The organism is Pedobacter sp. HMWF019, from assembly GCF_003061025.1.
GTDB lineage: Bacteria > Bacteroidota > Bacteroidia > Sphingobacteriales > Sphingobacteriaceae > Pedobacter.
Window position 1 is genome coordinate 12,165 of record NZ_QAIL01000331.1, and the last position, 14,468, is coordinate 26,632.

General features: G+C 40.9%; 12 protein-coding genes. 4 read left to right on the forward strand and 8 right to left on the reverse strand.

The window, feature by feature from the left end:
* Positions 1-287 precede the first annotated feature (287 nt).
* Both mgtA and DBR11_RS18550 read left to right on the forward strand, forming a co-directional pair.
* Positions 288-2,810 carry a magnesium-translocating P-type ATPase gene (gene mgtA / locus DBR11_RS18545; RefSeq protein WP_108554127.1) on the forward strand — a complete coding sequence of 841 codons (2,523 nt, stop codon included), beginning with the start codon at positions 288-290 and terminating at the stop codon, positions 2,808-2,810.
* Positions 2,807-3,823 carry a lysylphosphatidylglycerol synthase transmembrane domain-containing protein gene (locus DBR11_RS18550; protein ID WP_108554128.1) on the forward strand — a complete coding sequence of 339 codons (1,017 nt, stop codon included), beginning with the start codon at positions 2,807-2,809 and terminating at the stop codon, positions 3,821-3,823. Before mgtA ends, DBR11_RS18550 begins: the two co-directional genes overlap by 4 nt.
* On the opposite strand, the gene DBR11_RS18555 is transcribed toward DBR11_RS18550, so the two are convergent.
* A complete protein-coding gene (locus DBR11_RS18555) occupies positions 3,817-4,002 on the reverse strand; it encodes a hypothetical protein (protein ID WP_108554129.1) in 186 nt (61 codons plus the stop codon). The two genes, DBR11_RS18550 and DBR11_RS18555, sit on opposite strands and share 7 nt — an antisense overlap.
* A gap of 164 nt (positions 4,003-4,166) precedes the next feature.
* On the opposite strand from DBR11_RS18555, the gene DBR11_RS18560 reads away from it, so the two are divergent.
* Entirely contained in the window at positions 4,167-5,903 is a 1,737-nt protein-coding gene (locus tag DBR11_RS18560) for an ABC transporter ATP-binding protein (protein ID WP_108554130.1), read from the forward strand.
* Positions 5,900-7,711 carry an ABC transporter ATP-binding protein gene (locus DBR11_RS18565; protein WP_108554131.1) on the forward strand — a complete coding sequence of 604 codons (1,812 nt, stop codon included), beginning with the start codon at positions 5,900-5,902 and terminating at the stop codon, positions 7,709-7,711. The genes DBR11_RS18560 and DBR11_RS18565 overlap by 4 nt, the downstream gene beginning before the upstream one ends.
* A 59-nt stretch (positions 7,712-7,770) precedes the next feature.
* On the opposite strand, the gene DBR11_RS18570 is transcribed toward DBR11_RS18565, so the two are convergent.
* The 7 genes from DBR11_RS18570 to DBR11_RS18600 all read right to left on the reverse strand — a co-directional run.
* Positions 7,771-8,889, reverse strand: a complete 1,119-nt coding sequence (locus DBR11_RS18570) for an ABC transporter permease (RefSeq protein ID WP_108554132.1) — start codon at positions 8,887-8,889, stop codon at positions 7,771-7,773.
* Entirely contained in the window at positions 8,886-9,992 is a 1,107-nt protein-coding gene (locus tag DBR11_RS18575; protein WP_108554133.1) for an ABC transporter permease, read from the reverse strand. The genes DBR11_RS18570 and DBR11_RS18575 overlap by 4 nt, the downstream gene beginning before the upstream one ends.
* An 11-nt stretch (positions 9,993-10,003) precedes the next feature.
* Positions 10,004-10,744 carry an ABC transporter ATP-binding protein gene (locus tag DBR11_RS18580; protein WP_108554134.1) on the reverse strand — a complete coding sequence of 247 codons (741 nt, stop codon included), beginning with the start codon at positions 10,742-10,744 and terminating at the stop codon, positions 10,004-10,006.
* 2 nt (positions 10,745-10,746) lie between these two features.
* Complete coding sequence (locus tag DBR11_RS18585) at positions 10,747-11,652, reverse strand: ABC transporter ATP-binding protein (RefSeq protein WP_108554135.1); 906 nt, start codon at positions 11,650-11,652, stop codon at positions 10,747-10,749.
* 3 nt (positions 11,653-11,655) lie between these two features.
* Complete coding sequence (locus DBR11_RS18590) at positions 11,656-12,552, reverse strand: HlyD family secretion protein (protein WP_108554136.1); 897 nt, start codon at positions 12,550-12,552, stop codon at positions 11,656-11,658.
* A gap of 13 nt (positions 12,553-12,565) precedes the next feature.
* Positions 12,566-13,849 carry a TolC family protein gene (locus DBR11_RS18595; protein ID WP_108554137.1) on the reverse strand — a complete coding sequence of 428 codons (1,284 nt, stop codon included), beginning with the start codon at positions 13,847-13,849 and terminating at the stop codon, positions 12,566-12,568.
* Positions 13,850-13,861: 12 nt separating this feature from the next.
* Positions 13,862-14,468: TetR/AcrR family transcriptional regulator (locus DBR11_RS18600; protein ID WP_369974441.1), on the reverse strand; the 607-nt coding region annotated here is incomplete at its 5' end.

A 14,468-nucleotide genomic window follows, 5' to 3' on the forward strand; every position in this document is an offset into this window, starting at 1 on the left:
TTATCACAATTGGTTGCTGCAGGTGGAGGTTATGCCATCAGCTTCAAAGAAAAGCAGTAGTTGTTTTTCTTTTAAGCATAAAAAAGGGTAGCGAGTTCAAATTCGCTACCCTTTTGCTTTTTATTAAGTTAGTTTTTCATTTTTGCCAGCCAGTCTTGATTCAGTATGGTATTTAATCTGGTGCCTTTAGGAAACTTTGTTTTGGAAACTTTGTTTAACTAATACTAAAGGAAATCAACGTCTTAAATCCGAATAAAATTTAAAGATCATCTCCATACCAGAAAAACGTGAGAAAAGCAACGCCTACAGATCAGCAATTTTGGAATTTAAGCAGCCAGAATGCCTTATCCTCACTTTCAGCAACAGCAGAGGGATTAGATAGTCATCAAGCAAGTAAAAGACTAGAGCAATACGGTACAAATACACTCAAAGACAATTCCGGAAGATCTGGATTATCGCTGTTTCTGCAACAATTTAAAAGTCCGGTCACTCTGCTCTTAATAGCAGCAGCAGTCTTGTCAGGTTTGTTGGGAGACGTTCCAGATACCATCATCATATTTGTGATCGTTTTGATCAGCAGTTTTTTAGGTTACTGGCAGGAAAAAGGAGCGGCCAATGCGGTCAAAGAACTGCTTAAAATGGTTCAGTTGCGTTGTACCATTTTAAGAGACGGTAAACAACAGGAGTTGCCCTTTGAAGAGGTAGTACCCGGCGATATTGTTTACCTCTCTGCAGGTGATATTGTTCCTGGCGATGCCTTGCTACTAACCTCTCAGGAGTTGTTTGCAGATGAAGCCGCATTTACCGGTGAAACCTATCCCGTGGAAAAGGATTGTGCCGTTTTACCTGCGAATACACCTCTGTCAAAGCGATCTAATGCCTTGTTTATGGGCTCTCATATCATTAGTGGAAAGGCGAGCATTTTAATTATGCAAACTGGAGCGAATACTGAATTTGGTAAGATCTCCGCCCAGCTTCAGACCAAAATCCCAGAAACAGATTTTGAACGCGGGATCCGGCATTTTGGATACCTGCTCATGGAAGTAACCATGCTGCTTGTTCTGATCATATTTGCAGCCAATGTTCTGTTGCATAAACCTGTTTTAGACTCTTTTCTTTTTTCCATGGCGCTAGCCGTAGGTTTAACCCCACAACTGTTACCGGCTATTGTAAGTGTAAATCTGGCTACCGGTGCAAAGCGCATGGCGAAACAAAAGGTTATTGTGAAACGACTTTCCTCAATTGAAAACCTGGGAAGCATGACGGTGTTATGCTCCGATAAAACGGGAACGATCACAGAAGGAAAAGTGAACCTCAAAGATACCCTGGGCGTAGATGGGCAACATAGCGATAAAGTACTTGAATATGCATGGTTAAATGCCTATTTGCAGCAGGGATTCCATAATCCTATTGACGAGGCCATCAGTTCCGGTTATAAAGGCAATCCGGATTTTAAACTTCAGTCTGAAATTCCATATGATTTTATCAGAAAACGTTTAACTGTAGAAGTTATGCATGCAGATTTGCATATCGTGATAACAAAAGGCGCATTGAACAACATTCTTGCTGTTTGCAGTCAGGTAGAACTGGCCAGCGGACACTTAGAGGACATTCAAAAGCACACCCTTTTAATAACTAAATTGTACCAGGAATTCAGCAGCAATGGTTTTCGTACCCTGGGTGTCGCATATAAGCCCTGGCAGGGAAGAAAACCCTTTACAAGAGCGGATGAACAAGGCATGGTGTTTATAGGGTTTATTACCCTTTTTGATCCGCCCAAAGCACATATTAAAGAAACCATCAGAAAACTAAAAGAACTGGGGGTAGGCTTGAAGATCATTACTGGAGATAATGAACTGGTGGCTAAAAGCCTTGCATTCAGCGTGGGACTTGAAGAACCCGGTATTCTAACGGGTCCCATGATTCAAAAGATGAACGATGCTGCATTAAGGCATAAAGCACAGGAAACAGATATCTTTGCAGAAGTAGAACCCAATCAAAAGGAAAGGATCATCCTGATGCTCAAAAAAGCAGGCCATGTGGTGGGCTTTATGGGCGATGGAATTAATGATGCGCCAGCATTGCATACTGCAGATGTTGGTATTTCTGTAGACACAGCGGTGGATGTGGCCAAGCAAGCTGCAGATATTGTATTATTGGACAGAGACCTCAATGTACTTACAGAAGGTGTTTTAGAAGGACGAAAAACATTTACAAATACCATGAAGTACATATTTATGGCCACCAGTGCAAATTTTGGCAATATGTTCAGTATGGCCGGTGCTTCTTTATTTTTGGCATTCCTACCTTTATTGCCTAAGCAGATCCTGCTCACCAACCTGTTAACAGATTTTCCTGAAATGGCCATCGCTACAGATAGGGTAGACCAGATGAATCTGCAGCGTCCTCAAAGATGGGACTTTAAGTTCATCAAGCGTTTTATGATTACCTTTGGTTTACTGAGTTCTATTTTTGATTACCTGACGTTTGGAGTTCTTATCCTGTTGCTGCATTCCGATGAAAAGACATTTCAGACAGGCTGGTTCACAGAATCCGTCCTTTCTGCAACCTTAATTGTGCTGGTGGTGCGTACACGTTTACCATTCTTCAAGAGCTTGCCTGGCAAGTATCTTTTTATGGCAACCCTATTTATTTTAATCTTCGTCCTGTTGATTCCTTTAACACCTATGGCAAGCTGGTTTGGTTTTGTTAAACTGCCTTTGTCCTTTTATGGGTGGATCTTTCTGATTGTGGCGCTTTATATGTTCTCCGCAGAACTCTTGAAGCGTTGGTTCTATAAAAAAATATGACTAAGCAGGCCAGGAACAGTTTCTTTTCTCCATCCAGGATTGTATTTTATATCTTATCGGTGGTGGTTTTCTATTTTGCTGTTCATTACATTGGTAAATTAAAAGACATCGAAACCTTATTGCTGGAAATGAGTCCGATTTGGCTTTTTCTGGCCGTAGCCGCTCAGGTGTTTACCTATGCGTTTAACGCTTTAATCTTAAAAGTATTGCTTGGTAAAGACACAAAGGAAATCCCGTTCCTGATTCTGATGAAAATCTCCGTGGTCATTCTTTTTGTCAACCAGGCCCTTCCAACAGGAGGAATCAGTGGAAATGGATATGTTTTTAATCAATTGATAAAAAGACAAGTAGATGCTGCTCGCGCGTTTTTAGTTCTTGTACTGGAATCCGTTGGATATTATATTGCCTTTTTAGGAAGCATTGTTTTTTTCTTTTCCTGGTATGCAATAGAGCATAGTCCAATGAACCGGATTATTGTATACACTGCTATTGTTGGCTTTGTTTTTTACTGTTTCCTTCTCCTGATGATGGCTGTTTTAAGCAACTGGCGGATCTGGAGAGGTATTTTAAGGAGATTAAGCAGATTTCCAAAGATCCAGCGCTATATCAAAAAAATAAATCTCCCTGGACTTACCAAGGGTAAACAAGGCATTTGGAAAATGTTTTTGGAAAATAAAAGGGAAACCTTTCAGGTTATTGGAATACAATGTTGCATTATCTTTCTTGATGTACTGACGGTGTACGCTATATTGAAAGGCTTCCATGTGAGTCTGCCCGTTCAAGCTATTGCATTTGGCTTATTGCTCTCTCTGGTTGTTGGTGCATTGCCCATATCGCCAGGCTCTCTCATCGCGTATGAAAGTGCTATGACCTATTACTTCACTATACTGGGCGCTCCTGTACATGCCGCGCTGATGGTCACTTTGATTTTTCGCTTCTTAACCTTTTGGTTGCCTATACCCATAGGATTATTCCTGTACAGGGACCTTCAGCGGAAGGCTAAAACTCAATAGCCATCAACCTCTTCAATATTGATTTCATTTCCATCCTTATCTTCTAAGTTCAAAACCCATCTGAGTGTTAAAATTCTAGGTTCCAGAACAGAGCAGTCCTGAATGCATTCCCCTTCGGCATGAGCAACGATAGACTCCAGTCTATCCAGCTCTTTTTTAATTTCATCTGCTGTTTTCATCTGCAATGTTTATTAATTTATAGCTCTAAATTACCTAAGATAAGTTCAACAAGCGTTGATGGCGGTCAGTATAACTGATGATCCAGATCACTTTTATAATGAAGAAACAATGCGATATTAATCGACCTAATTGTCGTACATTTAATAAACACCTTCCGCTTAGTATGAAAAAATATATTGGTTTTTTTCTGAAATACCGAAAAGCGGTTATATTGGCACCTGCATTGGTTATTATCGATGTGGCCTGCGAGATCGTACAGCCAGACCTGATGTCAAAAATCGTAGACAATGGAGTGATGCATAAAGACCTGCATTACATCCTGCAAACCGGTGGTCTTATGCTCTTTTTGTCTATAGTAGCCATTGCAGCCAATGTGGGAAATATTTATTACTCCTCTCATGCATCGGTAGGCTTTGCTTCCGAACTCAGAAAAGGCCTGTTCGATAAAATACAAGCTTTTTCCTTCTCCAATCTGGACAAGTTCAGTTCTGCTTCGTTAACCACACGCATAACCAACGATGTAAATATTCTCCAGCAGGTGATTATGATGTCATTGCGATTACTCATTCGCGCCCCTTTAATGATGCTGTTTGCCGTAGTTATCGCCATTAATATCAACTCCGGATTGGCGGTAATCATTGCCGTAGCCATTCCGGTTTTGGCTATTGCTATTTATATTATCCTTAGCCGTGGCCTTCCATATTTCGAAAAAATGCAAAAAAGGCTTGATCAGGTCAACCGGGTAATCCAGGAAAATCTGGTCAATGTTCGCGTAGTGAAATCATTCGTCAGAGAAGATTTTGAAATGAAGAAGTTTGGGTATACCAATGATGACTTGCGGGAAATGGCCGTCAAAGCTTCTGGACTGGTAGTGCTCATCATGCCAGTGATGCAACTGGTTATGAATATTTCCATCGTGGCTATCATCTGGTTTGGGGGTAATAAAATTATCTCAGGCGCATTCCAGGTTGGCCAGCTCATGTCCTTCATTACCTATATCACCCAAATATTGATGTCGCTGATGATGCTTTCCATGACCATCATGACTTTTTCAAGGGCAGAAGCATCCTCCGAGCGTATACTTGAAGTTTTAAATACAGAGGTGGATATTGTTGATTCAACCTTGGCCAAAGAAAAGAAACTTGTGGTTACGATGGGAAAAGTGGAGTTCAAAAATGTATACTTTAAATACCATGCACAAGGCGAGGAATATGTCCTTAAGAATATCAGTCTCGTTGTTAATCCAGGTGAAACAATAGCTATCCTTGGAGCTACCGGCTCTGCAAAAAGCACCCTGGTACAACTCATTCCCCGTTTATATGACGTAAGCGCAGGTCAGATCCTGGTTGACGATACAGATGTGCGGGATTACACTTTATTTAACCTACGGAGCAGTGTGAAGCTGGTGCTTCAGCAAAATCAATTGTTTTCAGGCACGATCAAACAAAACCTTAAATGGGGTAATATAGAAGCAACAGACGATGAAATTATCGCTGCGGCCAAAGATGCACAAGCGCATGATTTTATTCTATCCTTTCCAAAACAATATGAAACCATTCTAGGACAAAGCGGGGTTAATGTTTCCGGAGGGCAGAAACAAAGACTATGTATTGCCCGCGCCATCTTAAAAAAACCGGCTATTTTGATTATGGACGACAGCACAAGCGCGGTAGATATAGCTACTGAAGCCAAGATCAGAGCGTCTTTTAAAAAACACCTCAAAGGGACTACCATTTTCATTATTGCACAAAGAGTGAGCTCTATACTGGCTGCAGATAAAATCATCTTGCTCGATAACGGAGAGATTATAGGTGAGGGTACGCACGATGAACTGCTTAAAACCAATACCGTTTACCAGGAAATTTATGCGTCACAACAATTGCAAACCGAAGCGCTATGAACGAGCCCATTAAATCAGGAGAAAAGCTTAACCTTGCCGGCCTTCCAGGCAGGCGCGGGAATATTGTAATTGAAAGACCCAAAAACTCCAGGCAGGCCATATTGCGTTTATGGAACTATTTGAAACGACAGAAATGGCTGCTGATACTGGCCCTCTTTCTGCTGTTGGTCAATATTGCCTCCACTTTAGCCGGCTCTTATTTATTGCGTCCGGTGGTTAATCATTATATTTTGCCACATAACTTACCAGGATTGATCAGAATGGTTTTTGTGTTGATTGGCATTTATATCATTGGGGCTGCAGCTGGCATCCTGGTCAACCGTTTGATGGTTGTAGTGGGGCAAAATACTGTACGTACCATCCGGGCAGAGTTGTTCGGTAAAATCCAGGCTTTACCACTCCGTTTTTTCGATGCGAATAGCCACGGAGAACTCATGAGCCGTTTTACCAATGATATGGACAATGTAAGTGATTGTTTGAATACCAGCGTGCTGCAATTATTTACCAGCGGTATTACCCTGGCGGGCATTTTTGTATTGATGTTACTGATCAGTCCTGTGCTCACTCTGGTCACTTTAATCATTGTTCCATTGATGCTTTGGGTAGTATCGGCCATTATTAAAAGAAGCAAAGATTTTTTTACCACACAGCAAATCGCACTAGGCAAGGTGAACGGATATGTGGAAGAAATGATTACCGGACAGAAAGTGGTTAAGGTTTTTTGTTACGAAGACAGTTCCAGAAAAGCCTTTGACGAAATCAATGATGATCTTCGTGAAAAGGCCACCTCAGCCCAGCTATATTCAGGTGTTATGCAGCCCCTGGTTCAGAACCTGAATACCATCAATTTCGCGCTAACCGCTACTGTGGGAGGGTTCCTGGCTATATTAAGGGGATTCGATTTGGGTGGTTTGGCGGCGTTCCTGTTGTATTCACGACAGTTCGGAAGGCCGGTCAATGAACTATCAAGTGAATATAACAGCCTGCAGGCCGCGCTGGCAGGAGCTGAGCGCATTTTCCAGATCCTGGATGAAATACCGGAACCAGCCGACATTAAGGAGGCGCAGATCTTAGGTCGTATTGAAGGTAATGTACAATTGAAGAATGTGACCTTCAGCTATGATCAGGGTAAGGTGATTCTAAAAAACATTACATTAGAAGCTAAACCTGGTCAAAAGATCGCCCTGGTAGGCTCCACAGGAGCAGGTAAAACCACCATTATGAACTTATTGCCCAGGTTTTACGATATCGACTCAGGACAAATAACGATTGATGGAACAGATATAAAAAATATACAGAGAAACAGTTTACGGAGATCTATGGCCATTGTATTGCAGGATACCCATTTATTTACGGCAACCGTCATGGAAAATATCCGTTATGGAAGATTGGAAGCAACAGATGAGGAGGTGATAACTGCTGCTACACTTGCCGGGGCCGACTCTTTTATCCGCCGTCTTCCCAAGGGGTATCAAACCAAATTGGAAAATGATGGTGGCAATCTGAGCCAGGGGCAAAGACAACTGCTCAATATTACCCGCGCAACAGTAGCCAGACCTAGTATTTTGATCCTGGATGAAGCCACCAGTTCCATTGATACACGGACCGAGCAGATTATTCAGCAAGGCATGGACCAGCTGATGAAAGGCCGTACCAGTTTTGTCATCGCCCATAGGTTATCAACGGTACGCAATGCCGACGAAATCCTGGTACTGGAACAGGGTGAAATTATCGAAAGAGGAAATCACGAGGAATTATTAAAACAAAAAGGAAGGTATTATCAGTTGTATAATGGCCAATTTGATTAGTTTACTTATGCGCAACATACTCTTAAGGGATTACATCGCTACCCATTTTTCTGATGAAATCAGCTGGTCTTTTTATAGTTGAAAATCGCCCAGCCGTTAAATACCAAAGCAAATACAGCAATCACCCCAAGCTGCGGTACTATGTTTTTAAAACTGCTTCCTTTGAGGATGATCATCCGCATGATCTCAATGAGATAGCTTACAAGGTTAAATTTCGTTACAGTTTTTGCCCACTCGGGCATGCTGTCAATAGAGGTAAACAGGCCGCCCATCAGAATAAAGATCATGATGAAAAAGAACATGACAAACATGGCTTGCTGCTGGGATTCGCAAAAAGTAGAAATTAATAAACCAAATCCAGAAACTGCTAACAAATAAACCGCTATAAAGCCATATAGCAAGAATAAACTACCAACAGGAACAATACCATAAACCAACCAGGCAACCAGGAGTCCCAGGGTGAATACCACGTTTCCCAATATCCAGAATGGAATAAGTTTACCTAAAATGAAATGGTACTTCTTAATGGGGGTTACATTGATTTGTTCAATGGTACCCACTTCTTTTTCTTTGACGATATTCAGCGCGGTTAAAAATCCACCAACCATAGTTACCAATACCGCCAGTATGCCGGGAACCATAAAAACATGATAATCAAGCATTGGGTTATACCAGTTTGATGAAGTAATATCAATGACAGGTTGCGGGTTAAATCTGACCGGCTGAATAAATTGCAGCCTGATTTCGGCATTAAAATCCTGGATTATATTTAGGAGATAAACACTTCCAAGATTGGCTTTTGTACCATTTATTGCATTGACAGCCACAAATAATTTTTGCTCATTTTCACGTATCAGGTTTCGCTCGAAATCATGAGGAATTTCAAGGATAAGATCGGCAGTGTCTGTTTCTATCAACCGGTAGGCTTGTTTAAATGAAAAACAGTATCCAGTAAGTTTGAAGTATCCCGATGAAGTGATCTTCGTGATCAATTTTTGGGAATAAGAGGAATGATCATTATCGATAACTGCGATATTGATGTTTTTTACCTCATAATTGGCTGCTAATGGCAGGATCAGCAACTGCATAATGGGCATCACAATAACCATAGCGAGAATTGACCGGTTACGGAAAATCTGCCTGAACTCTTTTTGTAGTAAAAACCGGATCGTTCTCATGATAAGCGGATTTTAAAACTTTTTAAACTGATCACCATCATAACTACTGTTATGGCCACAAGGATTAATGTTTCCTTCCAAAAGGCACTAAAACCAAGGCCTTTTATCATAATGTCCTTTACAATGATGTAATACCACTTAGCGGGGATAATATTGGAAATGACTTGCAAAGGAACAGGCATATTTTCTATGGGAAACATAAATCCGCTAAATAAAATTGTAGGCAACATCATGCCCATTAAGGAGATCAGCATGGCCAGTTGCATGGTGTTTGTTTTTACCGAAATGAAGATACCAATGGTGAGACATGTAATGATAAACAGGGTGCTTTCGGCAAAGAGGAGTAGGATGCTGCCGTTTATGGGCAAGTCGAGCACAAAAACACTGAGCAACAAAATAGATGTCACATTTACGAGCGATAAGATCAGATAGGGGATGGCCTTAGATACGATAACTTTGAAAGGACTAAATGGCGAAACCAGAAGGATTTCCATGGTACCGGTTTCTTTTTCTTTTACAATAGAAACAGCTGTCATCATTACGCAAACCAACATTAATACCAATGCCATCACTCCGGGAACATAATTCGGAGCCCCCTTGAGTTGCGGATTGTAAAGAAACCGGATCTCAGGGCTAATTCGATAAGGAATATTGCTGGTTTTTGCTATACCTGTAGCATAATCCTGTATAATTGAACTGATGTAACTGGTTAAGGTTGTCGCATTGTTGGGGTCAGAGGCATCTGCAATAACTTGCAGTTGAGCAAGATGCTGATGCATTAAGTTGTTATTGAACTGTGCTGGAAAGATAAGGGCCAGCCTGATATTTCCCTTTTTAAAAGCACTTTCGATTTGCTGGGGGCTGTGTATTGTCTCGGCTATTTCAAAATAACGGCTTGCTCTTATTTTAGAAATAATTTGTTGAGAAGCAATGTCGTTGGCCTGGTCCATGATCACAATTTTCGCATTCTTAACCTCATTGGTGAGTGCGAAACCAAATATCAGGATCTGTACCACCGGCATTCCAAACAAGATCAGCAAGGTTTTGCGATCTCGTAATACGTGGGCGAACTCCTTTTTAATAAATATCAGGAACTGTTTCATTTGCTTAGGTTTTATTCACTTCTTTTTGCACTTCGGGCCAGTTCGTAAAATACTTCATCCATGTTGTTGGCATGAAAGGTGTCTTTCAAATTTCGAGGGGTATCAAGTGCTTTAATAACTCCGTCAACCATGATAGATATGCGGTTGCAGTACTCTGCCTCATCCATGTAATGAGTCGTCACAAAAATAGTTACCCCGCGGTCGGCTGCATCATAGATCAGGTCCCAGAATTGTCTTCTGGTCACCGGGTCAACACCACCCGTTGGTTCGTCCAGAAAAACAATTTTTGGTTCATGTAATACGGCAACTGAAAAGGAAAGTTTTTGTTTCCAGCCCAATGGGAGCGAGGCCACGAGTTTTTTTGCCTGTAACTGCAAGCCCAGCTGATCGATCAATTGAGCGCTTTTTGTTTTGAGCTCTTTATCCGTTAATCCGTAAATACCACCAAAGAAATTAATATTTTCCAGTACCGTAAGATCCTCATAGAGCGAAAACTTCTGGCTCATATAGCCAATGTTCTTTTTGATTTGCTCGGTCTGTTTATATACGTCGAAACCTGCAATAGTTGCCTGGCCGGAAGAAGGGATGGAGAGTCCGCATAACATGCGCATGGCCGTTGTCTTTCCTGCTCCATTTGCGCCAAGAAATCCAAAGATTTCTCCTTTATTCACCTTAAAAGTAATCTCATTCGCTGCAATGAAATCGCCAAAGCGTTTGGTGAGTTTATCTGTTTTAATGACGATTTCGCTCATGATTATAATAGTTTAATAAAGCAGTCTTCAATAGTTACTTCTGTTTTTATAAGTTCTATATCCTGGAGTCCTTTAGTCTCTAAATAAGTAACAGCCTGATCTGGATTAAACTTTGGTTCCTTAAAGGAAATATGTGCAAATTCTCCAAAAGCATAGCTGCTCTTTACCTGATTGTATTCATGGAGTATTTTTAAAAGCGCGTGCATATTATTGGCTTTAATGGCATATAATTGTTCAGGATAAGACTTAATGATATTTGCTGGCGTGTCAACAGATAAAAGCTGACCAGACTGTATCATTGCAATCCTGTCACACCTGTTGGCTTCATCCATATAAGGAGTGGATACAACAATGGTGATGTTTTGTTCTTTTAGCTGTTGGAGTATTTCCCAAAATTCTTTTCGGGATACCGGATCAACCCCAGTGGTTGGTTCATCTAAAAATAGAACAACAGGTTTGTGGATCAATGCACAACAGAGGGCCAGTTTTTGTTTCATACCGCCCGACAATTGACCTGCCCGGCGGTTCTTGAACGGTTCCAGCTGAACATAAATGTCTTTAATCAAATGGTAATTTTCTGCTATTGTCGTATTAAATATGGTTGCAAAGAAATTCAGGTTCTCTTCTACACTTAAATCCTGGTATAATGAAAACTTCCCAGGCATATAACCTACCCGGCTTCGGATCTGTTTGTAATCTTTAACAACATCAAAACCATCCACAGTAGCGGAGCCGCCGTCTGGCAGTAACAGGGTGGTCAATACTCTGAAAATGCTGGTTTTACCAGCACCATCCGGACCAATCAGTCCAAATATTTCACCCTGATTCACCGAAAAAGAAATATCATCTACGGCAGTTTTGTCTTTACCGTAGATTTTGACGAGATTCTTTACGTTTACTGCCTCCATGGCCTATAGTTTAACATCGCCATACATCCCAATTTTCAGAAAGCCATCGTTCTTTACCCTTATTTTTATGGCATAGACCAGGTTGGCCCTTTCTTCCTTCGTTTGAATGGTCTTTGGGGTAAATTCCGCTTTGTTGCTTACCCATTCTATGGTGCCATTATAGGTTTTATAGGTGTCTTTGGTTTGATCAACCAGAACTTTTACCTGCTGGCCAACTTTTACATGAGGTATTTGGCTCCCTGCAATATAGGCCCTAAGGATAATTGTATTTAATTCGGCAATCTTGTAGATCGGTTTACCTATATCAGTAACTTCGTTTACTTCTGCATATTTGGTTAAAACGGTTCCACTTACCTCATTGACGATTGTTGATTTATGCAGCTGATCATTAATTTGCTGTATTTGTACACTGAGCGGTTTGGTTTGATCCGTTAAGCTGGATGAAGTGATCCCTAAAGAAGACTGTAGTGCAGAAATCTGTTTTTTAACCACATCAACCTGTGTATTGGCATCGTCCAGCTGTTTTTGCGTAGCGGCGTCGGCCCGGAGTAAATTGCTTGTGCGTTTTTGTTCCCGCTGTGCCTGGCGCAATTGTTCCTGAAGAGCTGCAGTTTGGGCAGTAATATTGGGTTTTGCACTTAAAGTTGCTTTAACCTGGGCCTGGAGTTGTTGCTTTTTTAGATAGAGCTGTAAGCTATCAATATACCCAACAGCCTGTCCTTTTTGTAAGGTCTGTCCCTCTTCCAGATTAAGTTCTTTTATGGTACCTGAAGCTTGGGCAGAGATAATGGTTTCTACTGCTTCAAATGTACCGGAGGCATCATATTTATCTTCGTTTTTATTGCAGGATATCAATGCAGGCAATAAGAGCAAAGGAAGCGATTGAACGAGTCTTTTCATGATGTTTTCTATATTAGTTGCCGGTGGTGGTTTGTTGGTTGTACTGGGCCATTAGAAGCTGGATTTCGTGAAGTATCTTATTCTGACGGGCCTGGTCTTCATCGTATAATTCAGTTAAAAAATCATGACTGGTGATTACGCCATTTTGAAGCTGAACCAGCGCGGTTTTTTTTACCCTGGTGCGGAGTTCAATGATTTCCTGATCAGTATCCAATAACTGCAGGTATTTACTGATGTCTGCATCCTGTTGCTTTACCGTTAAACTGGTATTGAAAAGAAACGTTTCTTTCTGTACATCGAGAGTTTTTCGGTTGATGTCGATGAGTGTTCTGCTTTTCTTCAGGGTGTAAAATATAGATGGCGACCAGGTCAGTTTAAGCCCCCCAACATAATAGGCGTCAAAGCTATTGCTCAGCATATCCAAAGCAGGACGTCCCAAACCTCCCTGAAAGAATACATTTAACTTAGGTAGGGTCTTTACACTCAAAAGTTTGTTTTGTATTTCCAGATTTTTAGCCTGCTGATCGTATACCTTTAGTTCAGGCCGGTTGATTTCATGAGAAATATGTACCGGTTGCGGTTTTTTCAAAACAGTGGTTTCATCCATGACCTTGCCGGTATATAGCCCTAACATTTCGGTGTAGGCCTTTCGTGAAGCCCTAAGCTCAATGGCCTGTTGTTTGTTGTTTAGCAATTCGGCGGCTATGACATCGCCATTGCTTCTAAAGGCCACTCCATTTTTTATGGAAGCCAGTATTTTATCGTATCCAGATTGGATATCCTTTCTTACCAGTCCATTTTGTCTAAGTTGCTCGTCCAGTAATAATATTCCAAAAAACAACTGGTTAATGCGGCCCTTTAATTGATAAAGATCTGTTTTTAGCTGTTGCTGATTAACAGCCTCATTGGTTTGCTGTAGCTGTTTCTGCTGTTTTATTTCACCTCCATCGTAGATGACCTGATCAATCTGGCCATAAAGTTTATACTGATCCTTACTTAAAGCAGGAATATCGATGCCAGGTAGCTTTATTGGAATGGCTGTAACTGCAGATTGGTAAGTGGCCTGGCCATTGATGTTCAGCTGCGGAAGATAGCCCTTTTGTATATTTTCAATCGTATAGTTTGCGGTTTTAGAGATCAGTTCCCGTTGTTTTACAAGAGGATAATTTTGTTCTGCCAGCTGATAACACTCTTCTAGCGTTAAATCACCTGTACTTTGTGCCTGGCCTCGAAAACCAAAGGACAATAATAGGGCAGATAAGAGGATTTTCTGACTTAATTGGTTGATTAAATTCATAGCATTTTTTATCTATTCCAGCATCATTTTCATCCATTTGGGTATCAGCGCCTTTCGTTGTTCAACCAATTGAATATATTCTTTCTCGCTGATAGCCCCTGTTGCATTAAAAATTGGTTTGGCCAAAAATGGGAACACCATCATCCCTAAGAAATTAATATAAAACTGCATTGGGTTGATTTCTGTATTCTTCTCCATTATTTGTTGGATAAAATAAGATTTCATGATATAGTTTTCCAATTGGATGCGCTTTCCAAATCTTTCAGGGTCATTCCTGATTTCACTTAAAACGAAAAGCGGCAAGTCAGGGTTTTTAAGCAGCATTTCAATATAATTTGCTGCAATCCAATCCATTTTTTCTTCCAGTGATGTATCGTGGTTATTCAAAGCTGGAGCAAGAGAGGAGAAAAGCTGTTGTATCTTTTCAGCCATGATCAGTTCAAAAAGTTTTTCCTTGCTCCTGAAGTAGTAATTAAGCAGCGCTAAGTTTAGGCCGGCTTCTTCTGCTATATCTCTGGTTTTGGTGGCAGCATAGCCTTTTTTTGTAAATACAGTTCTTGCTGCTTCTTTAATCTTTTCTTCTGTTGAAAGAGTATCTTCTGATTTGATGGGATCTTTT

What these genes read in the sequence shown, in the direction of transcription:
- DBR11_RS18550 (WP_108554128.1), top strand. Translation starts at nt 2,807, where the DNA reads ATGACTAAGCAGGCCAGGAACAGTTTCTTTTCTCCATCCAGGATTGTA.
- DBR11_RS18555 (WP_108554129.1), bottom strand. Translation starts at nt 4,002, where the DNA reads ATGAAAACAGCAGATGAAATTAAAAAAGAGCTGGATAGACTGGAGTCT.
- DBR11_RS18560 (WP_108554130.1), top strand. Translation starts at nt 4,167, where the DNA reads ATGAAAAAATATATTGGTTTTTTTCTGAAATACCGAAAAGCGGTTATA.
- DBR11_RS18565 (WP_108554131.1), top strand. Translation starts at nt 5,900, where the DNA reads ATGAACGAGCCCATTAAATCAGGAGAAAAGCTTAACCTTGCCGGCCTT.
- DBR11_RS18570 (WP_108554132.1), bottom strand. Translation starts at nt 8,889, where the DNA reads ATGAGAACGATCCGGTTTTTACTACAAAAAGAGTTCAGGCAGATTTTC.
- DBR11_RS18575 (WP_108554133.1), bottom strand. Translation starts at nt 9,992, where the DNA reads ATGAAACAGTTCCTGATATTTATTAAAAAGGAGTTCGCCCACGTATTA.
- DBR11_RS18580 (WP_108554134.1), bottom strand. Translation starts at nt 10,744, where the DNA reads ATGAGCGAAATCGTCATTAAAACAGATAAACTCACCAAACGCTTTGGC.
- DBR11_RS18585 (WP_108554135.1), bottom strand. Translation starts at nt 11,652, where the DNA reads ATGGAGGCAGTAAACGTAAAGAATCTCGTCAAAATCTACGGTAAAGAC.
- DBR11_RS18590 (WP_108554136.1), bottom strand. Translation starts at nt 12,552, where the DNA reads ATGAAAAGACTCGTTCAATCGCTTCCTTTGCTCTTATTGCCTGCATTG.
- DBR11_RS18595 (WP_108554137.1), bottom strand. Translation starts at nt 13,849, where the DNA reads ATGAATTTAATCAACCAATTAAGTCAGAAAATCCTCTTATCTGCCCTA.